This is a genomic window from Corallococcus sp. EGB (assembly GCF_019968905.1).
In the GTDB taxonomy this organism is placed as follows: Bacteria; Myxococcota; Myxococcia; order Myxococcales; family Myxococcaceae; genus Corallococcus.
In genome coordinates this window covers 3689453-3709357 of the sequence record NZ_CP079946.1, presented here as the reverse complement: position 1 = coordinate 3709357, position 19905 = coordinate 3689453, and the positions used below count along the sequence as shown (strand labels likewise).

Genomic DNA, 19905 nt, shown 5'->3' with positions numbered 1-19905 from the left:
AGTGCCGGCGACTCTTTTCGACCGGTTTTTCGCTGTCAACCGCCGCCGAGCGTCTCGCGGAAGTAACGCCGCAAGTTGCCACCCATCACACGTTCCACCCAGGACTCCGGGTGCCGTTTGAGCAGGGCTTCCGTGAGTCGCGGCAAATCCGTCACGTCCCGCATGCCCCGGGGCAGCGCCACCATGCCGTCGTAGTCCGAGCCCACGCCCACGCCCTCCTCGCCCATGATGTCCACCGCGTGCTCCACGTGGCGGACGACGTCGTCCCACGTGTCGCCGCCCAGGTACACCGGCGCCAGGATGATGCCCACCACGCCGCCGCGCCGGGCAATGGTGCGCAGCGCCTCGTCGGACAGGTTGCGCCAGCCACCGCCCGCGGCGCGCACCCCCGTGTGCGAACAGAAGTAGCGCACCGTGGGGTGCGCGAAGAGGTCCGCGAGCGTCTGCTCGGAGGCGTGCGCCACGTCCACGCTCATGCCCAGGCGGGCCATCTCCTCCATCACCTGGTGGCCCAGGGCCGTCAGCCCGCGGTTGCCCATCATGGGAAAGGACGAACCGCCCAGGGCGTTGTTGGACAGGTGCGTGAGCCCCATGAAGCGCACGCCGCGCCGGTGCAGCTCCGCGAGCCGCTCCACCTGGCCTTCAATCGCGTGGCCCCCCTCCACGCCGAGCACCGCCGACAGCCGCCCGTGGGCGAGGTTGTCCTCCAGCCCCGCCCCGGTGGTGGCGATGCGCACGGTGTCCCCGGAGCGGGCGCAGAAGGCGTCCAGCCGTCCAATCTGCCAGAGCGCGCGCGTCCACTCGCTGCCGCGCGCCTCGCGGGGCCACTTGCGCCACGCGGCGAACAGCGGGAAGCCGCCAATGAACGGGAAGCCCCGGGTCACCAGCGTGAAGCACTGCAGCTTCACCCCCGCCTCGCGCAGGCGGGGGAAGTCCACGTGCCCCTCCGAGGACCGCTCGCACAGGTCGCGGTTCCACATCAACGAGTCCGCGTGCCCGTCCGCGATGCACCACTGACGGTGCAGCTCCTTCACGTCACCCATGCCAGCAGTCTTCGCCACGGCCTCCCGGGATGACAAGCGCCCCGGGCCCCCCGTCCATCACGCCTCACGTCCACTCCGCGCCATCGTCATCGCAGCCATCCCAGAGGTCGTCCTCCAGCGGGAGCCCCGCCTCCGCCTCCCCCGCCGGGCCCACGAGCGCGTCCGTACGCACCTCCGCCACCTCGCGCAGCGCTTCGTGAGGACCATAGGGCCGGCCTTGCGCGTTCAGCAGGTCCCGGAGCGCGTCCCGCAGCTGCGCGCCCGTCTGGAAGCGCAGGTCGCGGTCGCGCTGGAGCACCTGCTGGAGCACGGCCCGCATGCCCGGCGACAGCCCCCGCGTGGCCTGCTCCACGTGCGCCGGCGTCAGGCACGCCATGCGCGCGGCCATCAGCGGCGCGGGGAGCCAGCTGGGCGTCTCCGCGCACAGCCCGCGCGTCCCGGGCACGGGCTGGGCCTGCTGCGCGGCGCGCTCCACGTCCTCCAGGTCCAGCAGGTGCAGGCCGGTGAGCAGCTCCAGCAGCACCATGCCCAGGGAGAACAGGTCCGCGCGGCCATCCAACGGCAGCCCCTCCAGCGCCTCCGGCGACGCATAGGCCACGTCCCCGCGCACGAGCCCCGGCTCCGTCACCACGCGCCCGGGCAGCCGCGACCACGCGAGCGCGAAGTCCGACAGCCGCACCCGCCCGTGCACGTCCACGCGCAGCGAGCGGGGGCTGACGTCGCGGTGGACCACGCCCACCGGCAGGCCGCGCGCGTCCTCCAGCGAATGGGCGTGGTGGAGCGCGTCCGCCACCTCCGCGCCCACGTACGCGGCGAAGGCCTCCGAGAAGGGCCGCCGCCGCAGCGCCGCGAAGCTGGACAGCGTCTCCAGGCACGGCCCGTCCACGTACTCCGTCACCAGGTGGGGCGCGCCGTCGTGCACCCGCACCAGGTACACCGGCGCGATGGCCGGGTGGGACAGCCGCATGAGCAGCTTCACCTCTTCGCGCAGCCGCGCCCGCGCCACGTCATCCGTCACGTCGCGCAGGCGTTTGATCAGCACCAGCCCGCCCGGCGTGCGCGCGTAGTGCCGGCGGGCGAGCAGCAGCTCCCCGCCGGCGCGCGACCCCAGGTAGCGCACCAGCTCATAGGACGTGGCCCCGGTGGTGAAGAGGATGAAGGGCCGGGACGCGGAAGACGCGGGGGGATGGGTGGCCATCGCGGTGACGCTCCTGACGGGAGTGGCGCTTCCCGGGGGCGGGAAGGCATGAGGAATTCCTCACGCACGCGTCCTACCACCCGGGTCAGACATTCCCATCCGACCCCACCGGGCAGCTCCCCGACAAAAAAGGAAACGGCCCCCACCGCGAAGGTGGGAGCCGCTGCCTTTCAAGTACTTCCCCTGTCCGCTCGGGACGTCAGGCGCGTGAGGCGCGGGGCTACTTGTCCATCTTCTTCACCGGCGCCACCAGGGTGACGTCGCGGGCGACCATGTCCTTGCCGTCCATCACGTAGGAGGCGCGCACCTGCGAGCCTTCCTTGATGTCGTCCAGCTTCACCGCGCGGCTGGCGTTGTCCATCACCGCGGTCTTGTCGTTGGTCTTGATCTTCAGCTCCTTGTTGGTGCTGTCCACCAGCGTCAGCGTGTCGCCGGACTTGGACAGCACGCGGCCGTTGACGGTGGTGGCCGCCGCGGCGCTGGTGGTGCCGGCCATGCCGGAGCCGCCCTCGGCCAGGTCCGCGTTGCGGTTGGACTGGGCCTCGGCCAGGTCCTTCTCCTCGTCGCGCACGTCGTCATTGGCGCTGGCGATCTTCTCGTTGGCGTCCCGGTGCGCCTCCGCGATGTCCTCGTTGGCGTTCTGCTGCGCCGAGGCCACTTCCTTGCTCTCGTCCCGGCGCGCCTCCGCCGTCTCGTGCGCGGCTTCCTGACGGGCCTCGGCCACATCCTCGCGCTGCGCCTGGACATCATCCCGCTTGCAACCGGTGACCATCGTCAGACCCGCGACCGCCGTGACCGCAATCATGAGCTTCCGCATGTGTGACCGCCCCCTGTGAGTGTGTTCTCGATGCCGGTGATTTGTTCCCCGGCGTTGGGCAGAAACTGGTCGTTCCCCCCGCCCCTGCACAGCGCTTGTCAGCGCGCGGGGCCATGCGCAGGGGCGGAAGGCGTCAGGGGGAGGGCCTGGCCCCCTGCCTGCTGGGGTAGCGGAACAAAACGCATCCGGGCGCGAAAAATCCGTTCCGGTGCGCTGAAGCGGGGCTGCTGCGTGGGGGAGGCTGTGCGTTGACAGGGCAGAACCGCCCTTGTACTGGCAGCGGCGGGTCCCGTCCGTGGAGGGGGCCGGAAGGAGCCGCGAGGCCGTGAACGTGTGGGTCAACGGAGAAGCCCGGACGCTGCCGGAGGGCAGCACCCTTTCGTCCCTGCTGGCGCTGTTGAACCTGGGCAGTGGCCCCGGGGTGGCTGTGGAGGTGAACGCGGAGGTGGTGCGCCGCGCCCGTCACGCCGAGCACCGGCTCCAGGACGGGGACCGGGTGGAGATCGTCACCTTCGTCGGTGGCGGGTGAGCGCAGGCACTGGAGAGGAGACGGTCATGAGCGGCATCGCGGACAAGCCTTTCACGCTGGCGGGGGTGACGTTCTCCTCGCGGCTCATCGTGGGGACGGGGAAGTACCCCAGTCACGAGGTGATGAAGCAGTGCCACGAAGCGTCGGGCGCGGAGCTCGTCACGGTGGCGGTGCGGCGGTTGGACCTGAAGGCGACGGGTGAGGCGTCGCTGATGAACTGGATCGACCGCACCCGGATGCGGCTCCTGCCCAACACGGCGCTCTGCTACACGGCGGAGGACGCGGTGCGCACGTGCCGGCTGGCGGAAGAGCTGGGCATGAGCAAGTGGGTGAAGCTGGAGGTCCTGGGCGACGAGAAGACGCTCTACCCGGACGTCGAGGAGACGGTGAAGGCGGCGCGCATCCTGGTGAAGGAGGGCTTCACGGTGCTGCCGTACACCAGCGACGACCCCATCACCGCGCGCAAGCTGGAGGACGCGGGCTGCGCGGCGGTGATGCCGCTGGCGGCGCCCATCGGCAGCGGGCTGGGCATCCGCAACCCGCACAACCTGCGGCTCATCCGCGAGGTGGTGAAGGTGCCGGTCATCGTGGACGCGGGCGTGGGCACGGCGTCCGACGCGGCCATCGCGATGGAGCTGGGCGTGGACGCGCTGCTCATGAACACCGCCATCGCGGGCGCGAAGGATCCGGTGCGCATGGCCGTGGCCATGAAGAAGGCCGTGGAGGCCGGCCGCGACGCGTTCCTGGCGGGCCGCATCCCGCGCAAGGCGTACGGCTCCGCGTCCAGCCCCATCGAAGGGCTCGTGGAGTAGCGGTGCCCCCCCTGCCCCGCCTCGTGGTCATCACGGACTGGCGGCTGCCCCGGGCGCGGTTGTTGACCGCGCTGGAGCGGGCGCTGGAGGCGGGGCCGGACGTCGCCGTGCAGCACCGCCACCCGGAGGCCCCCGGGCGGCTGTTCCTGGAGGAGGCGCGGCTCCTGGCGGAGGTGTGCCGGGGCCGGACGCTGTTCGTGAACGGGAGGCTGGACGTCGCGCTGCTCGTGGGCGCGCACCTGCACCTGCCCGCGTCGGGCCCTGCGCCTCGAGACGTGCGCCCGTTCCTCTCCGCGGACCGGTGGGTGAGCGTGGCGGTGCACGACGCGCGCGAGGCGGAGGCCGCGGCCGGAGCGGACCTGGCGCTGGTGAGCCCCGTGTTCGCGCCCGGCTCCAAGCCGGGGGACACGCGCGACACGCTGGGCCCGCATGGGTTCCGGGGGCTCGCGCGGCGGCTGCCCTGCCCGGCCCTGGCGCTGGGCGGGATGACTCCGGAGCGCGCTCGGGAGGTACCGGAGGCCTGGGGCGTCGCGGTCATCTCCGCCGTGCTGGAGGCCGAGGATCCGCGCGCGGCGGCCCAGGCGTTGTTGGACGTCCGCGCGCCCCCGTGAGCCCGAGGCGGCGCTATGCTGCGCGGCCGTGACGCCCTCCCCGACCTCCGTTGAGCTGCGCCCGCTCGCCCTCGGAGAAATCATCGACCGCGCGGCGACGTTCTGGCGCGCGCACCTCAAGCCCCTGTTCGTGCTGTGTCTGGGGTTCGACCTGCTCAACTACATCGCGGTGAAGGCCTTCACGGTCGTGATGACGCGCACGGTGGGCGTCTTGCCCGGAATGGGGAGCCAGGCTCCCGCGGGCACGGCCCCCACGCAGGCGTTGGCGCAGTCCGGCACCCTGCTCGGGTTGATGCTCGTGCTGTACGTGGTCCTGGTGTGGAACTTCTGGGTCGCCACCACGGCGGCGGCCCGGTACGTGGTGCCCGCGCAGCTGGGGGAGCCGGTGCGTCCCTCGGAAGGCCTGCGGCGGGCGGCGTCGCGCCTGGGCACGCTGACCGGGACGTACCTGCTGTCCAGCCTGTGGTTCATGGGCGTGGCGGTCGTCTTGTGCCTGCCCGGGTCCTTCGTCCTGGGGCTGGGCGTGGTCGCGGCCGTCACCGGGAAGGGCTCGGGCGGGAGCACGGCGCTGAGCGTCGCGTTGATCATCATCGGCGCCATCGTGCTGGGCCTGGGCGCCCTGGCGGCGGTGCTCTGGTACTTCCTTCGCTTCATGCTCCTGCCTCCGGTGCTGGCCATGGAGGACGTGGGCGCGTGGGCGGCGTTCAAGCGCTCCGGGGCCCTGCTCAAGGGCCGCGTCGAACAGGGCTTCCTGGGCCGGGGCACGGTGCGGGCCATGGTGCTGTCCACGGTGGTGGGCGGCATCCTCATCGCGGTGAGCCTGGTTTCGGGCCTGCCCGCGTGGATCGTCCGGCTGGCCTATGGCGGCAACCTGTTGGATCCGGCGGCCCAGGCGGCCATTCCGCAGGCGCTGCTCGTCCCCGCGGAGCTGTTGCAGGTGGTCGGGCAGTCCTTCTTCACGCCGCTGAGCTTCGTGGTGACCGCGTTCTTCTACGTGGACATGCGCGTGCGCCGCGAGGGCCTGGACCTGGAGCGGCGGATCGCGACCGTGGAGCCGGCGCCGCCGTCCCCCTGAGCTCCCGTGCCCGCCCTGCCCCTGCTCCTGCTGCTGGCCGCACTGCCCCCCTGCGCGGAACGGGAGGCCGTGTCGCGCCGGCTCGAGGACACGGCGCGCTCGCGCCCGGACGCCTTCAACGCGGAGGTGAACCGGCTGGTGGAGGCGCTGGACGGCCTGCCCCTGCCGCCCGGGTCCTCCGGACAGACGGCGCCGGAGCGGGCCCGGCAGCTCTCCGTGTACCTGGAGGCCGTGTGCGCGCTGGACGCGGAGCCGACGGCGTCCCCTGTGGTGACGAGTGAGCCGGAGCGGCTGCGCGCCATCCTCGACCGGCCGGAGTTCGCGAGGGCCCGTCAGCGCAACAGCGACCTGCTGACGCGCCTGCTGCGCGAATTGCAGAGCTGGTTGGAAGGACTCTTCGAGTCCCGGGGCGCGCAGGGCTTCGCGGTGGCCACGCGCGCGGTGATGCTGGGCGTGGCGCTGGCGGTGGTGCTGTTCGGTGTGCTGAGGGTGCGCTGGCGCCGGAGCCGCAAGGCCGCCACCGCGCAGGGAGTGGAGGGCGAAGCCGCGCCCCTGGAGCTGGACACGCCTGGAGAACACCTGGGCCGCGCGCGCACGGCCCTGGAGACGGAGGACGCGCGCGAGGCCATCCGCGAAGGCTTGCTGGGCCTGCTGTCCACGCTGGAGCAGCGCCGGTTGGCAAGGCCGGACCGCGTGAAGACCAACCGCGAGCTCGCCGCGGAGCTGCCGTCGCGAGGCGCCCCCGCGCGCGTCACGGGCGAGGTGGAGCGGCTGGTCTGCTGGTACGACCGGGCCTTCTATTCGCTGGAGCCCGTGTCGCGGGAGGAGGCCACCCGCTTCGTGGAGTCCGTGGAGCAGTTGCACGGCTCGCTCGCGGAGGGCCGGCCGTGAGGAACGCGCGCGTCGCCGTCGTCCTGGGCTTGATGATCGCCGTGGCGCTGGCGGTGGGCCTGGCCTCACACGAGGCCCCGCCGGACTCGCCCGTTCCGTCCATCTCGAACCCGGGGCCCCTGGGGCTCAAGGCCCTCTTCGTCTACCTGCGGGAACGCGGACGGAACGTCAGCGCGCAGACGAAGTCCCTGGACGCGGTCCCCGCGGACACCCGCACGCTGGTCATCGCCGCGCCGCAGGCCCAGCCCGTCACGAAGGAGGAGGTCGCCGCGCTGGAGCGCTTCGTCCACAGCGGCGGCACGCTCGTGTACCTGTCTCCGCACGTGCTGGGCGAACACCAGCCGGGCATGGAGGAGTGGCTGCGCATCGTCTCCGGCGCCCTGCCCGGCACGAACCACCAGGGCCTGGCCTCCGAATGGGTGGACCCCTCCGGAGTCAGCGTGGACGTGTGGCTGCCCACCGGCGCGCTGCGCGACCTGTCGCTGCTGCGCGTGGCACGGGATCGAAGCCTGCGGATGGAGCACGAGGACGCGGTGCCGCTCGCGGGCCTGGGCAGCGCGGGCGTGCTGTGGCGCTGGGGCCTGGGCCAGGGCGAGGTCTACGTCGCCGCGGGCCCGGACCTCGCGGAGAACCGGCGCCTGGAGCTGCTCGACAACCTGCGCTTCTGGGATGCGCTCGCCGCGCGGGGGCCCCTGCGCTTCGACGAGTTCCACCACGCCGTCGTCACGCGCCCGCCCCTCTCCCAGGGCCTCTGGGTGTTCATTGCCCAGAGCCTCGCCGCGGGGCTCGTCTACGCCGTCTCCCGAGGCACGCGCTTCGGCGCGCCCCGCCCCGTGCGCGTGGAACGCCACCGTTCGTCGCGCGAATACGTGCGCTCCCTGGGCTGGCTCATGCGCCGCGCGAAGGTGGAGGCGGAGCTGTTGCCGGAGCTCGACGGCAGCCTGCGCCGCTTGATGCAGGAGCGCCTGGGCATCGCTCCGTCCCTGCCGGACGCGGAGGCCGCGCGCCTGTTGGAGGAGACCTGCGGCGTGCCCGCGCGCGACTACCTGGACGCGAAGGACGACCTCCTGCGCACGAAGGAGCGCGCGCCCATCCGCCCCGCGGACTACACCCGCCTCGCGCGCCGCTACGCCCTCCTGGAGCGTCGCGTGACGGGCCGCGCGGACGCCCCCCGCGAATGACGAAGACGCGGGCCTGAGCGCGCTCGCACGCCCCGGACCCGCGCCCTCTTGTCGCCCGGTACCGGACCGGACCTACAGCTTCTTGCCCGCCGCGAGCATCGCCTCACCCACGTGCTGGCGGATCTCCGCGACGCGCGCCTCCCAGCTCTCGTGGAAGATCTTCTCCGCGCGCTCCCGGTTCGGGCCCGGGTTGTCCGCCAGCGCCGCGTTGACCTGCTTCACGTAGTCCTCGGGCGTGGTGGCGATGCGGCACAGGCCCACCTTGCGGACCTCCGGGAGGTCGGACGACACCACCGGCAGGCCGGACGCCAGGTACTCGCGCACCTTCAGCGGGTTGGAGTTGAGCGTCAGCTCGTTGATGACGAACGGGTTGAGCGCCACGTCGAACGCCTTGTTGTAGCCCGGCAGGTCCGCGTACGGCTTGCGCCCCAGCATGTGGATGTTGGGCACCGCGCGCAGCCGGCTGTCGTCGCAGTCCGGCGTCGTCTTGCCCACGATGACCACCGAGCCCTCGGGGTGCGCCTTCGCGCACGCGATGATGGCGTCCTGATCAATCCAGTCCGCCACCAGCCCGAAGAAGCCGATGATGGGCCTGGGCAGCTTCGCGATGTCCTCCGGAATCCTCGTCGCCGGGTCGCACGCCTTCACGAAGTGCGAGAAGTCCGTGCCGTGGCGCACCAGCACCGTGCGCGGGTTGATGCGCTTCTTGTTCTCATACAGGCGCTCCGCGGACGTGATGCACATGTCCGCGCGGCGCAACAGGCGCTCCTCCAGCTCCGCGATGTGCTTGCCGTTCGTGTCGCTGAACGCGGAGAACTCGTCCACGCAGTGGTACACGACGAAGTCCTCGCCCAGCGTGCCGGACACCGGCGCGGAAGCCGGCAGGAAGCTCCAGGAGATGGGGCGCTCGAACTTCAGCTGCTTCATCGCGCGCAGCACCTGGAGGCGCAGGAGGTGGCGGTTCGCCTGGCGCACCGTCTCCGAGCCGTAGAACGGAATCGCCAGCGGCGCGAGCACGTGCAGGTTGGGCTCCACTTCACGGATGCCCTGGGTGAACGTCTTCAGCTTCTTGATGATCCGCTGCGCGTCGTGCGCGTTCGCCTTGGGCGCCCGGTTGCCGATGCTGTTCACCCACAGCACGCGGTTGTCCCGGGAGAGGATCCGCATGATGTGGACCTTCGACAGCGGGTCCCCATCCCAGTCGTTGGAGAACACCACCAGGTCCCGGCCGCGAAGGGCCCGCTTCGACAAATCCATTTCTTCACTGCGACGCATCGTCTTCTTCTCCTGAAATCAAAACCCCGTGCTGAAAGCCCCTGGAGCGCGCCCGCATCACGCAGGCGCCCCAACCCCGTCCCCGCCCGCTCACGCCGCGTTCACGGTCCCCGCACCCGACATGCCGGACGGCAGCAGCCCCGCGTACAGGTCCAGCATCACCGGCCCCGCATCCGGGGCCATCACCTTCGCCGGGCCCGCCGCCAGCGCGTCGCGCACCGCCTGCGCCAGCGCCCGCTCGTCCCCGGCCTTGAACAACCGCGTGCCCTCCGGCCGCGCGCACACGTCGCTGGCCACGCACGGCACGCCCAGCGCCAGCGCCTCGCGCACGGACAGCGAGTCCCCGTCATGCGTCGTGGGCCGGATGAAGACGTCGCTCCGGGACAGCAGCCCCAGCGCCTTCGCGTGCTCCAATTCGCCCAGGTCCTCCAAGAGCCCCGCCACGCCCAGGTTGCGCGCGTCGCGGATGAACTCTTCAGAACGCGTGCCCGGGCCGAAGAGCGCCAGCCCCACGCCCGGATGCGTCTCCGCCACGAGCTTCAGCGCGCGGAACATCTGCATGCGCCCGTACACGGGCGACGGGTGGTGCGCCATCGCGAGCAGCGGACTGCGCCGGGCCCGCGCGGCCTCCACCTCCGGCGTCACCGGCCCCGGCTGCACCTGGGAGGCACAGAAGGCCGGATGCACCAGGACCCTCTCCTCCGGCACGCCGCACGCGACCACCGCGTCGCGCACCGCCGGGGACACCGCCACCACCCGCGCGTAGCCCGCCAGCGCCGTGCGCGCGAACACGCGCCGGGCCTGCGACTCCGCCAGGTAGTCCGGAATCAACCCGGAGTGCAGCGTGATGACCCGCGGCGAGCGCGGCCCGGGCATCGTGCCCACCAGCGCCGCCAGCACCCACGCCTTCGGGTTGTTGCCGCTGGTGTGCAGGTGGACCGTCCAGCCCGCGGAGGTGAACCCCGCGAGCCGCAGGCCGAAGGCGGCGGCGCCGTGCACCGGGAGGACGTCCGGAGCCGGCCGGCCCCCCTTCCCGATGTCGAGCACCTTCGCCTCGACCCCGCGGTCGCGCAGGAATTGATGGAGTTGACGGACGTGGATGGCCACGCCCCCGTACGGCGGCGGATAGTCCCCGACGAGCAGCACGCGCATGAACGAAGCCCCCTTGTCCATGGAACCGGTGGCTAGCGCAGGGACGCCTGCGAGGAGTGCCGGGGAACCTGGGTGAGCTTCGGCGGCGCGCGCGTGGGCAACAGGCCCATCTCGCGCTGGTACGTGGTGAGCGGGTCCGCGTCCTGGCGGATGACCCTCGCGGGCACGCCCGCGACGACCGCGCCCGCCGGCACGTCCTTCACCACCACCGCGTTGGCCCCAATCACCGCGAAGTCGCCCACGCGGATGTTGCCCAGCACCTTGGCGCCCGCGCCGATGCGCACGTAGTCGCCAATCACCGGCGCGCCCTCCAGCCCGGAGCGTCCGCCAATCGTGACCTGCTGCGAGATGAGGACGTGGCGGCCCACCTGCGCCGCCTTGTGGATGACCACGCCGATGCCGCCGTAGCCCAGCTGCGTGCCCTCCCCCAGCTGCGCGTCCTCGGGGATGTAGGAGCTGTGCAGGTAGTAGATGGCCTTGCGCAACACCGCAGGAAGCAACGGCACTCCGCGCTTCTTCAGCCCATGCGCCAGCCGGTACAACGTCATCGCGTCGAATCCCATCACGCCTCTCCTCGCCCTCACCCGAAATCCGTGACGCCCGGAAGGTAGGTACCCACGCGTGGAGAGGGAAGTGCTCCCCACGCGTCCAGTACCCGACGGTGGATCAGGCCGCCCGGCGGGGACGCAGGGACTGCAGTGCGCTCCACGGGCGAACGCCCTGCGCATACAGGCCCACCACGTACCCCACCACGAACGTCAGCCCCGCCACCGCCAGCGGCAGCACCCGCCACAGGAAGCCCGTGGGCAGGTTCACCCACGCGTCGTGCACGCCGGTGCGAAGCAGGAAGATGCTCCCGCCCGCCGCGACCGCCGCCAGCGACGCCTGTCCCAGCTCCCGCCATGGGATGACGTCCCGCAGTCCCAGCTTCCGCTCGGGCGTGGACAGAGCCCTGGGCACGCGGATGAGCAGCATGCCCTTGCCCACCATCTCCGCCAGCGCCCAGGACGCGATGCCGCCCATCATCCCGAACTGCCTCACGCCCACCCAGAGCAGCGGCACCGTCACCACTGCCTTCACCAGGTATGACGCGAAGATGGCCCGCGTCTGGCCCCGGGCCCGCAGCGTCCCGTCCATGGGCAGGATGGACAGCATCACGCCCAGCACGCTCACCCGGAAGATGGGGACCGCCGGCAGGAACTTCTGGCCGAACATGCCCCCCACGAACTCCGGCGCCGCCGCGAAGAGGAACGCCGCGAAGGGCAGGAACACGTACGCGAGCTTGCCGGCCGCCTCCCGGAAGGCCTCCACGCCCTCCTCCAGCCGGCCCTCGCGCTCCAGCTCGCCCAGGCGCACCATCAGCACCTCACTGGTGGGCGTGTAGAGCAGGTCCACCACCGGCAGCTGGAAGCAGCCCACCCGGTAGAGCGCGTACACCGCGGGGGCCACCACGCCCGCCACCGCGTACATGTGCGCGTTCTGCTGGGGGATGGCCAGGCACATGGCCGCGCCAAAGGGCGCCGCGTACACCAGCTGTTCCTTGAAGAGCTTCCAGTCCACCAGCGGACCGGTGGAGCCGCGCAGCGACACCACCCACGTGGCCACGTAGCGAAGCCCCGCGAAGCAGGCCACGGCGATCATCATCCCGTGCAGGGAGAAGCCCAACAGCGGCGGCACCACCATCACGCCCGAGCGCACCGCGTCCGACGCCAGGTACACCACCGCGGACGCCTTCGTCTTCCCCTGGCTGGTGAGCGAGATCTCCAGCGGGTAGGCGCCCAGGAAGAGCGCCGTGTAGAGCGCCAGCGCCGCGCGGTGCTCCATCAGCGCCGGGTTGTTGAAGTAGGCGGCCACGTGGCCCAGGAAGGCCCACACCAGGCCCGCGGCCACGATGCCCGCCCCCGTCACGAAGAGCAGCGCGTGCCCCAGGTAGGGCCGCTTCGCTTCCGCGCGGGGCAGGAAGTAGTAGAGGCTCTGCGCCACGCCGAAGGGCAGCACGTACGACAGCGTCGTGGCGATGAGGAACAGTTGGTAGTAGGTGCCGTACTCGTCCAGGCGCAGCACCCGGGCCAGCACGAGCGGAATGGACAGCGTCAGCCCGGCGGTGAACAACCGGGCCAACACCAACGGGCCGGCCCGCCCCAGGAACGACGGGGCCGCGGCCGGCTTGGGTGACGCACTCACTGGATCTCCTCCGGCTTCGCCGCCTCCGAGGCAAGGGCCACGTTCGGCGCCACCACGACCTGCGCACCCGTCACCGCCGCGGCAACCCGGGGGTCCTTCACGATCACCTGCGCTGTCACGTCCACGACGTCCACCGGCGTCACCTTGCCCAGCACCGTGCTCGTGATGGCCGGCGGCTGGGCGAGCACGTTGGCGCCGCTCGACTGCGAGAACACGTGGGGCCGGTGGCCCAGCACCGGATGGCTCATGCCCAGCAAGCCGAAGCAGTCGTCGAACTGGCACACCGTGAGCGACGACGAGTAGTCCCCCATCAGGCCCAGGCTGAAGTTCTCCCACATCACCTTGCGCTTGAGGGTGAACGGGTCGCCGCCCACGCGGTTGGGCAGGTCCTCCGTGGTGACGCCGGAGCGGAAGCCGTTCTGGCTGAGCACGCGGATCATCTCATCCGAGTACCAGCCATTGCAGTACGCGAAGTCCTTCACCTGGATGCCCACCTCGCGCTCGATGGTCTGCTTGGACTCCAGGATCTCCTTCTCCACCACCGCGGTGGGCTCCAGCGTCAGCACCGTGTGGCCCAGCGTGTGCGCGCCGAACTCGAAGCCGTCGCGCGCCATCTGGCGCACCTCGTCCCAGTTCATGACGTCGCCCTGCTCGGGCGTCAGGTCCGAGCCGCCGCCCAGCTGCTGCTCCAGCGCGTCGATGATGCCCGTGAGCACGCGCGTCGGGTGCTCGCCGATGAAGTCGTCCAGCGCCGCGGACGCCGTCTTCCGCCCGGAGAGGATGGGCCCCAGCAGTTCCACCGACGCGCCGGGCATGGCGGAGTAGTCCGGACGGAACCGGCGCTCCTGCACGCGGCGCAGCAAGTGGAACAGCCGGTCGTGGTTGAAGCGCTTGTCCGTGTTGATGAACGCCGTGGGCAGATAGGTGATGGCCGGCACGCCCATCTGCTTCAGCACCGGGTACGCGTACCGGTACACGTCGCGGTAGCCGTCATCGAACGTCACCACGAACTGGTCCTTCTTCGCCGCGCGCCGGCCCGCCATCACGTCCAGCGCGTCGCCCAGGCTCGCCAGCTCGAAGCCCGCGGCGTGCGCCTCTTCCATGTGGCGACGGAAGGTCTCCTGGGAGATGAGCAGACCCGGGATGGAGCGCTGAAGCTCCCCCGTGAAATCGCTCACCACGCGGTGGTAGCTCACAATGAGGATGCGCCGCCCCCCCGACTGGGAACGGCGGTACGCCGCCATCGCCTTGCGCACCCCGCTGTAGTGGAGGAATCCCGCCGCCGCCGCCTTCGCCGCCCGCCGCAACACCCTGCCTGCCATCACGCCTCCCTCGCGGTTTTCGCCGTCTGCCCGCTCCCCACTATGGAGCGAACCCCGGCGCGAGTGGTTGCATGCTGGATGCCAGGGCAGGAAGGTGGTGGAAATCCTCCGTAACCCGGGGAAACCCGGTGCCTTCAGGGGCAGACAGGGGCCGATGTGAGTCGTACCTGGGGGTACCAGGGCAGTCTGGAGCCCCCCCATGGGGAAAACCTTTCAGTCCTGCAGCGAAAGCAGCGGAAGAAGCAGGCGTAAAAACTTCTTGTCCTCGTGCGGCCGGCCCCTGGGGTTTCACTGGTGAACAGCGGGTTTTCCGGCTACGAAACGGCCCGCCGATGCCCCCTCTCCCCTCTGGATCAGCGCCCGCGATCGCCCTCCACGACGTGAGCAAGCGCTATGGGCGTCGGTGGGCGCTCGCGCGCCTCACCTACGCGCTGCCCGCTGGCCGTTCGCTGCTGCTCACCGGCCACAACGGCTCCGGGAAGACGACGCTCCTGCGCCTCGTGGCCACCGCGCTCGGGCCCACCGCGGGCCGCGTGGAGGTGCTGGGCCGGGACGCCGTGCGGGACCGCGATGCGGTGCGCCGCGACGTGGCGCTCCTGTCCCACGCCAGCTTCCTCTACGAGGACCTCACCGCGCAGCAGAACCTGATGGTGCTGGGGCGCCTGCTGGGCGTGGACGCGCCGCAGGACGTCGCGGACGCGCTGCTCAACCGGGTGGGCCTGACGCGCCGCACGGACAGCCCGGTGCGAGGCTTCAGCGCGGGCATGCGCAAGCGCCTGGCCATCGCGCGGCTCCTGATGAAGGCCCCCGCCCTGGCGCTGTTGGACGAGCCCTTTGGAGAGCTGGACCCCGCGGGCATCGGGGACATGGAGCGCGTCATCGCGGAATTGAAGGCGGCGGGGACCACGGTGGTGCTGGCCACGCACCTCATCGAACAGGGATTGAGCCTGTGCGAGGAGCGGCTGCACCTGCAGGACGGCCGGGCGGTGGCGGCATGAGCGCGCCGACCCCGAAGCGCCGTCCGGGCCTGCTGACGACGACGCTCGTCCTCCTGCGCAAGGACCTGCTCATCGAATGGCGCACCCGCGCGCGGCTCAACGCGCTGGTGTTCTTCGCCATGGCCACGCTGCTGCTCTTCTCCTTCGCGCTGGGCCCGGACACGAAGCTCCTGGAGCGCAACGCGGGCGGCTACCTGTGGCTGGCCATCCTCTTCGCCAGCGTGCTGTCCCTGGGCGAGTCCTTCCGCGTGGAGACGGAGAACGCCTGCCTGGACGGCGTGCGCCTGGCCCCCGCGGACGCGCGCGCCATCTTCCTGTCCAAGGCGCTGGGCAACGCCCTGCTGCTGTTGGCCCTGGGGATGCTGCTGGTGCCGGTGATGGTGGCCCTCTACGGCGTGCGCATCGTCACCGGGCTCGGTGACCTGGCGGGCATCCTGGTCCTGGGCAGCCTGGCGCTCAGCGCCCCGGGGACCGTGTATGCGGCCATCTCCAGCAACGCCCGGGCCCGAGATGTGCTGCTGCCTCTGCTATTGTTCCCGCTCGTCATCCCGGCCCTCCTGTCCGCTGCCAAGGGGACCACGCTCGTACTCCAGGGTGACCCGATGCAGCAGCTGGGCTCATGGCAGGGGCTGCTGCTGGGGTTCAATCTGATTTACTGGGGCGTAGGCTTCGTGCTGTTTCCCCGAGTCATCGAGGACTGAAGGATGAACAAGTTCGTCAAGTTTGGCTTGCCGGCGCTGGCGCTGGCACTGCTGGGCGCGGGCTGGTGGCTGGGCCTTGCGTGGGCGCCGCCGGACCGGGAGATGGGTGACGTGCAGCGCATCATGTACGTCCACGTGCCGCTCCAGTGGATGGCCATGATGGCCATGTTCATCAACTTCGTGGCCGCGGTGACGTACCTGATGCGTCCGTCGTGGAAGACGGACGCGATGGCGGAGGCCTCCGCGGAGGTCGGCCTGCTCTTCGGCACGCTGGGCATGATTACGGGCTCCATCTGGGGCCGCCCCACGTGGGGCGTGTACTGGTCGTGGGACCCGCGCCTGACGTCGGAGGCCATCCTGCTGGTGTCCTACACGGGCTACCTGGTGCTGCGGCGCTTCGTGGAGGACCCGGAGAAGCGCGCGGTGTGGAGCGCGGTGGTGGCCATCATCGGGGCCATCAACCTGCCCATCGTGTGGTTCTCCGTGCGGTGGTGGCGCAGCCTCCACCAGGTGCAGTCCAGCCCCAAGACGGTGGACCCGAACATGGTGCTGCCGCTGCGCGTGGCCGCGTTCGGCATGCTGGCGCTGCTCATCCTCTTCATGGTGCACCGCTACCGCATCGCGCTGGCGGATCGGAAGGCGGAGGTGGCGCTGCCGGACGCGCTGCCCACGGATGATCCCGCGGTGCGCGCGTCCCATTCCTCGAAGGTGGCCTGAACATGACCTCGCTGACGTCGCTGATGCTGCTGGCCCAGGTGGGCAGTGGCCGTCTCCAGGGTGGTTGGGGGTACGTGCAGGCGTGCTACGGCATCTCCGTGGCCGCCTTCGTGCTCTACTCGGTTTCCCTCTGGGCGCGCCGTCCCCGCGCCTCCGCTGATTCGAAGGAGTGAGCCCATGACGCCCGTCAACCGCAACCGCCTCATCGCGCTGGGAGCCCTGCTCTTCGCCGGCGCGGGCCTGGGCTTCATCGCCTTCGGCAACATCGGGGACAACCTCGTCTACTACTGGAGCCCGTCGGAGCTGGTCGCCAACGGGGACAAGGCCTACACGGCCACCATCCGCCTGGGCGGCGTGGTGCAGCCGGGCAGCATCCAGTGGAACGAGTCCCACACCACGCTGGACTTCCGCGTGGCGGACAACGCGCACGCGGACGCGACGAGCGTGCACGTGCGCTCGCTGGAGACGCCGCCGCAGATGTTCCGAGAGAAGATCGGCGTCGTGGTGGAGGGCACCTATGACAAGTCCGGCGTCTTCACGTCCAACCGGCTGATGGTGAACCACTCCAACGAGTACCGCGCGCCCAAGGAAGGCGAGTCCCCGCGCAAGTGGCAGGACACGCTGTCCGAAGGCGCCACCACCGCGGCCGCGACGCCGCCGGGGGCGCCGTGAACGGGATGCTGGGTTACGGGCTGGTCCTCGCGGGCCTGGCCTTCGCGGCGTTCGGCGCGGTCCTGGGACTGGTGGGCGGCCTGCGCCGCAACGACGCCAGCTATCCGTGGGTGCTGCGCGCGGTGTGGGGCTTCGCCGCGTGCATGATCGGCAGCAACCTGGTGATGGTGGAGGCGCTCATCCGCCACGACTTCAGCGTGAAGTACGTGGCCCAGGTGGGCAGCCGCGCCACGCCGCTCATCTACACCATCGTGTCGCTCTGGAGCGCGCTGGAGGGGTCCATCCTCTTCTGGGGCCTCATCATGGGCACGTACGTGGCGGCGTTCGCCTGGGTGCACCGCAAGGAGCACGCGCGCTACATGCAGCTGGCGCTGGGCACCATGCTGGCCGTGGGCGTCTTCTTCGCCTTCCTCATCGCGGGCCCCGCGAACCCCTGGGGCGCGGTGTCGCCGGTGCCGGCGGACGGTCCGGGCCCCAACCCGCTTTTGCAGAACCACTTCCTGATGATCATCCACCCGCCCATGCTCTACGCGGGCTACGTGGGCATGACGGTGCCTTTCGGCGTCGCCGTGGCGGGCCTCTTGCGCGGGGAGATTGGCGAGGCGTGGATGGCGCCGCTGCGGCGCTGGACGCTCATCGCGTGGATGTTCCTCACGCTGGGCATCGTGCTGGGCTCGTGGTGGGCGTACGCCGTCTTGGGCTGGGGCGGCTACTGGGCGTGGGATCCGGTGGAGAACGCGTCGTTCCTGCCGTGGCTGACGGCCACGGCGTTCATGCACTCCACCATGGTCCAGGAGCGCAAGCGGATGCTGAAGCTGTGGACGCTGAGCCTCGCGCTGGCGTCGTTCGTGCTCACCATCCTGGGCACGTTCATGACCCGCTCCGGCATCTTCAACTCGGTGCACTCGTTCACCCAGTCGGACATCGGGCCCACGTTCCTCGTCTTCATCGGCATCCTGCTGGTGGTGTGCATCGGCCTCCTGGCCACGCGCGGCCACCTCCTGGCGCCGGAGGGCCGGCTGTCGTCCATGATGTCTCGCGAGGCGAGCATCCTGGTGAACAACCTGGTCTTCGTGGCCATCACCTTCACGGTGCTGTTGGGCACGCTCTACCCGCTGGTGTCGGAGGCCGTGCGCGGCATCCGCGTGAGCGTGGGCGAGCCGTACTTCAACAAGATGGCGGTGCCGGGCGGCATCGCGGTGCTCTTCCTCATGGGCGTGGGCCCGGTGCTGCCCTGGGGCACGCCGGACAAGGCCACGCTGCGCCGGCAGTTCCTCATCCCCGCGGCGGTGGGCGTGGTCATCACGGTGGCCTGCTACGCGGCGGGGCTGCGCGGCGTGTACCCGCTGCTCACGTTCGGGCTGGCCGGCTTCGTCACCGTCATCACGCTGCGCGAGCTGGTGGTGCCGGTGCGCGTGCGCATGACGGAGCGCAAGGAGGGCTTCGTCACGGCGCTCGCCACCGCGACGGGCAAGGCGCGCCGCCGCTTCGGCGGCTACGTGGTGCACCTGGGCATCGTGCTCATCATCGTCGCCGTGGCGGCCTCCAGCGCGTACGTGAAGCACACGTCCGGCACGCTGAAGAAGGACGGCACGATGATGCTGGACGGCTACCAGCTGAAGTACGTGGGCCTGTCCAGCGGCGAGGAGCCGCACCGCACCTTCGTCGCCGCGCGCCTGGAGGTGACGGCGCCCAACGGCACGGTGAGCGAGCTGCGCCCGCGCATGAACTACTACGAGCGGAGCACGGACCCCGTGGGCACGCCCGCGGTGCGCGAGTCGCCGAAGGAGGACCTCTACATCTCCCTGATGGCCTTCAGCGAGACGACGGGCACGGCGAGCTTCAACGTCTGGGTGTTCCCGCTGGTGGGATGGATCTGGTACAGCCTGCCGCTCCTGCTCCTGGGCACGCTCATCGCCGTGTGGCCGCAGCGCCGGGCCGCGGTGCTGCGCGCGGACGCGCCGACGGTGGGGGCCTCCCCTCCCCTGGCCAGCGGTGACGCCGAGCGGGGTGCGGCATGAAGCGCTGGCGGCTTCCCCTGCTGTTCACCGTGGCGGGCGCGGCGCTGCTCGCCGTGCTCTACCAGGGCTTCGGGCGGGATCCGCACGAGGTCCCCTTCATGCTGAAGGGCACGTCCGCGCCGGACTTCACGCTCAAGCCGCTGGACGGCGGAGACCCCGTGAAGCTCGCGGACCTCCAGGGCCGCCCGGCGGTCATCAACTTCTGGGCGTCGTGGTGCGGGCCCTGCAAGTACGAGCACCCGGTGCTCGAGTGGGGTTCGCGCGAGCTGGGCGCGCAGGCCGTGTTCATGGGCGTCGTCTTCGAGGACACGGAGCCCAACGCCCGCGACTTCCTGCGCCGCATGGGCGCGAGCTTCCCGCAGCTGATGGACGAGCGCTCGCGCATGGCGGTGGACTACGGCGTCGCGGGCGTGCCGGAGACGTACTTCATCGACGCGAAGGGCATCATCCGCGGCAAGCACGTGGGTCCCATCGATCCGCAGACGCTGGCGCAGCGGGTGAAGGAGCTGACCCAGCCCCTGGCCAGCTCCACCGCGGAAGCCGCGCGTCAAAACTGAGTCACGCTGCCCGCTCGGACGGCAGGCCCCCGGGAGCAGGGAGGGACCTCCCGGGGCCGCCTCGCGGCAAGCGCGGCTTCCGTAGTAAGTCCCTGCTGTCGGCGTCGTGCGCAGGGGCTTCCCCCGGCCCCGGTCCCAGCGAGGTGGGC

Annotated in this window: 21 protein-coding genes; 13 read left to right on the top strand and 8 right to left on the bottom strand. The window is 71.0% G+C overall.

Features of this window, described 5'->3' with window-relative positions; genetic code table 11:
• Window positions 1-35: 35 nt before the first annotated feature.
• The 3 genes from KYK13_RS15565 to KYK13_RS15555 form a co-directional block, all read right to left on the bottom strand.
• The gene (locus KYK13_RS15565; protein ID WP_370645420.1) at window positions 36-1043 is read right to left on the bottom strand and encodes a dipeptidase; all 1008 of its coding nucleotides are present in this window, start codon (window positions 1041-1043) and stop codon (window positions 36-38) included.
• 64 nt (window positions 1044-1107) lie between these two features.
• Window positions 1108-2241 carry a serine/threonine-protein kinase gene (locus KYK13_RS15560; protein ID WP_223645223.1) on the bottom strand — a complete coding sequence of 378 codons (1134 nt, stop codon included), beginning with the start codon at window positions 2239-2241 and terminating at the stop codon, window positions 1108-1110.
• Window positions 2242-2461: 220 nt separating this feature from the next.
• Window positions 2462-3046: a hypothetical protein gene (locus tag KYK13_RS15555; protein ID WP_223645222.1), complete on the bottom strand. Its 585-nt coding sequence runs from the start codon at window positions 3044-3046 to the stop codon at window positions 2462-2464.
• A gap of 337 nt (window positions 3047-3383) precedes the next feature.
• Between KYK13_RS15555 and thiS the strand changes: the two genes are divergently transcribed.
• The 6 genes from thiS to KYK13_RS15525 are packed head-to-tail and all read left to right on the top strand — an operon-like array spanning window position 3384 to window position 8157.
• Complete coding sequence (gene thiS, locus KYK13_RS15550) at window positions 3384-3587, top strand: sulfur carrier protein ThiS (RefSeq protein WP_223645221.1); 204 nt, start codon at window positions 3384-3386, stop codon at window positions 3585-3587.
• 26 nt (window positions 3588-3613) lie between these two features.
• Window positions 3614-4399 carry a thiazole synthase gene (locus KYK13_RS15545; protein ID WP_370645366.1) on the top strand — a complete coding sequence of 262 codons (786 nt, stop codon included), beginning with the start codon at window positions 3614-3616 and terminating at the stop codon, window positions 4397-4399.
• Between the two features lie 2 nt (window positions 4400-4401).
• Window positions 4402-5010 (top strand): thiamine phosphate synthase, encoded by a 609-nt coding sequence (locus KYK13_RS15540; RefSeq protein WP_223645220.1) that lies wholly within the window; start codon window positions 4402-4404, stop codon window positions 5008-5010.
• Window positions 5011-5038: 28 nt separating this feature from the next.
• Window positions 5039-6085, top strand: coding sequence for a hypothetical protein (locus KYK13_RS15535; RefSeq protein ID WP_223645219.1), 1047 nt, complete (start codon window positions 5039-5041; stop codon window positions 6083-6085).
• 6 nt (window positions 6086-6091) lie between these two features.
• Complete coding sequence (locus KYK13_RS15530; protein ID WP_223645218.1) at window positions 6092-6976, top strand: DUF4129 domain-containing protein; 885 nt, start codon at window positions 6092-6094, stop codon at window positions 6974-6976.
• Window positions 6973-8157, top strand: a complete 1185-nt coding sequence (locus tag KYK13_RS15525; protein ID WP_223645217.1) for a DUF4350 domain-containing protein — start codon at window positions 6973-6975, stop codon at window positions 8155-8157. The genes KYK13_RS15530 and KYK13_RS15525 overlap by 4 nt, the downstream gene beginning before the upstream one ends.
• 72 nt (window positions 8158-8229) lie before the next feature.
• On the opposite strand, the gene exoP is transcribed toward KYK13_RS15525, so the two are convergent.
• The 5 genes from exoP to exoL all read right to left on the bottom strand — a co-directional run bounded on the left by exoP (window position 8230) and on the right by exoL (window position 14012).
• Complete coding sequence (exoP, locus tag KYK13_RS15520) at window positions 8230-9432, bottom strand: spore coat polysaccharide biosynthesis glycosyltransferase ExoP (RefSeq protein WP_223645216.1); 1203 nt, start codon at window positions 9430-9432, stop codon at window positions 8230-8232.
• A gap of 90 nt (window positions 9433-9522) precedes the next feature.
• Complete coding sequence (locus KYK13_RS15515; protein WP_223645215.1) at window positions 9523-10584, bottom strand: glycosyltransferase family 4 protein; 1062 nt, start codon at window positions 10582-10584, stop codon at window positions 9523-9525.
• Between the two features lie 32 nt (window positions 10585-10616).
• Window positions 10617-11147: a serine O-acetyltransferase gene (locus KYK13_RS15510; RefSeq protein ID WP_223645214.1), complete on the bottom strand. Its 531-nt coding sequence runs from the start codon at window positions 11145-11147 to the stop codon at window positions 10617-10619.
• Window positions 11148-11250: 103 nt separating this feature from the next.
• Window positions 11251-12768 (bottom strand): oligosaccharide flippase family protein, encoded by a 1518-nt coding sequence (locus tag KYK13_RS15505; protein ID WP_223645213.1) that lies wholly within the window; start codon window positions 12766-12768, stop codon window positions 11251-11253.
• Window positions 12765-14012: a spore coat polysaccharide deacetylase ExoL gene (gene exoL, locus KYK13_RS15500; protein ID WP_223646630.1), complete on the bottom strand. Its 1248-nt coding sequence runs from the start codon at window positions 14010-14012 to the stop codon at window positions 12765-12767. The genes KYK13_RS15505 and exoL overlap by 4 nt, the downstream gene beginning before the upstream one ends.
• Before the next feature lie 410 nt (window positions 14013-14422).
• Between exoL and ccmA the strand changes: the two genes are divergently transcribed.
• From ccmA to KYK13_RS15465, 7 genes are read left to right on the top strand one after another with little or no spacing between them, the layout of a single operon-like run.
• Complete coding sequence (gene ccmA, locus KYK13_RS15495) at window positions 14423-15088, top strand: heme ABC exporter ATP-binding protein CcmA (RefSeq protein WP_223645212.1); 666 nt, start codon at window positions 14423-14425, stop codon at window positions 15086-15088.
• Window positions 15085-15789 carry a heme exporter protein CcmB gene (locus KYK13_RS15490; protein ID WP_223645211.1) on the top strand — a complete coding sequence of 235 codons (705 nt, stop codon included), beginning with the start codon at window positions 15085-15087 and terminating at the stop codon, window positions 15787-15789. Before ccmA ends, KYK13_RS15490 begins: the two co-directional genes overlap by 4 nt.
• Window positions 15790-15792: 3 nt before the next feature.
• Window positions 15793-16506: a cytochrome c biogenesis protein CcsA gene (gene ccsA / locus KYK13_RS15485; RefSeq protein ID WP_223645210.1), complete on the top strand. Its 714-nt coding sequence runs from the start codon at window positions 15793-15795 to the stop codon at window positions 16504-16506.
• 2 nt (window positions 16507-16508) lie between these two features.
• Window positions 16509-16679, top strand: coding sequence for a hypothetical protein (locus KYK13_RS15480; RefSeq protein ID WP_223645209.1), 171 nt, complete (start codon window positions 16509-16511; stop codon window positions 16677-16679).
• A gap of 4 nt (window positions 16680-16683) precedes the next feature.
• Window positions 16684-17178: a cytochrome c maturation protein CcmE gene (locus tag KYK13_RS15475; RefSeq protein ID WP_223645208.1), complete on the top strand. Its 495-nt coding sequence runs from the start codon at window positions 16684-16686 to the stop codon at window positions 17176-17178.
• Window positions 17175-19199: a heme lyase CcmF/NrfE family subunit gene (locus KYK13_RS15470; protein WP_223645207.1), complete on the top strand. Its 2025-nt coding sequence runs from the start codon at window positions 17175-17177 to the stop codon at window positions 19197-19199. The genes KYK13_RS15475 and KYK13_RS15470 overlap by 4 nt, the downstream gene beginning before the upstream one ends.
• Window positions 19196-19756 carry a redoxin domain-containing protein gene (locus KYK13_RS15465; RefSeq protein ID WP_223645206.1) on the top strand — a complete coding sequence of 187 codons (561 nt, stop codon included), beginning with the start codon at window positions 19196-19198 and terminating at the stop codon, window positions 19754-19756. The genes KYK13_RS15470 and KYK13_RS15465 overlap by 4 nt, the downstream gene beginning before the upstream one ends.
• The last annotated feature ends 149 nt before the right edge of the window (window positions 19757-19905 follow it).

What these genes read in the sequence shown, in the direction of transcription:
- KYK13_RS15565 (WP_370645420.1), bottom strand. Translation starts at nt 1,043, where the DNA reads ATGGGTGACGTGAAGGAGCTGCACCGTCAGTGGTGCATCGCGGACGGG.
- KYK13_RS15560 (WP_223645223.1), bottom strand. Translation starts at nt 2,241, where the DNA reads ATGGCCACCCATCCCCCCGCGTCTTCCGCGTCCCGGCCCTTCATCCTC.
- KYK13_RS15555 (WP_223645222.1), bottom strand. Translation starts at nt 3,046, where the DNA reads ATGATTGCGGTCACGGCGGTCGCGGGTCTGACGATGGTCACCGGTTGC.
- KYK13_RS15545 (WP_370645366.1), top strand. Translation starts at nt 3,614, where the DNA reads ATGAGCGGCATCGCGGACAAGCCTTTCACGCTGGCGGGGGTGACGTTC.
- exoP (WP_223645216.1), bottom strand. Translation starts at nt 9,432, where the DNA reads ATGCGTCGCAGTGAAGAAATGGATTTGTCGAAGCGGGCCCTTCGCGGC.
- KYK13_RS15515 (WP_223645215.1), bottom strand. Translation starts at nt 10,584, where the DNA reads ATGCGCGTGCTGCTCGTCGGGGACTATCCGCCGCCGTACGGGGGCGTG.
- KYK13_RS15510 (WP_223645214.1), bottom strand. Translation starts at nt 11,147, where the DNA reads ATGGGATTCGACGCGATGACGTTGTACCGGCTGGCGCATGGGCTGAAG.
- exoL (WP_223646630.1), bottom strand. Translation starts at nt 14,012, where the DNA reads ATGGCGGCGTACCGCCGTTCCCAGTCGGGGGGGCGGCGCATCCTCATT.
- ccmA (WP_223645212.1), top strand. Translation starts at nt 14,423, where the DNA reads ATGCCCCCTCTCCCCTCTGGATCAGCGCCCGCGATCGCCCTCCACGAC.
- KYK13_RS15490 (WP_223645211.1), top strand. Translation starts at nt 15,085, where the DNA reads ATGAGCGCGCCGACCCCGAAGCGCCGTCCGGGCCTGCTGACGACGACG.
- ccsA (WP_223645210.1), top strand. Translation starts at nt 15,793, where the DNA reads ATGAACAAGTTCGTCAAGTTTGGCTTGCCGGCGCTGGCGCTGGCACTG.
- KYK13_RS15480 (WP_223645209.1), top strand. Translation starts at nt 16,509, where the DNA reads ATGACCTCGCTGACGTCGCTGATGCTGCTGGCCCAGGTGGGCAGTGGC.
- KYK13_RS15475 (WP_223645208.1), top strand. Translation starts at nt 16,684, where the DNA reads ATGACGCCCGTCAACCGCAACCGCCTCATCGCGCTGGGAGCCCTGCTC.
- KYK13_RS15465 (WP_223645206.1), top strand. Translation starts at nt 19,196, where the DNA reads ATGAAGCGCTGGCGGCTTCCCCTGCTGTTCACCGTGGCGGGCGCGGCG.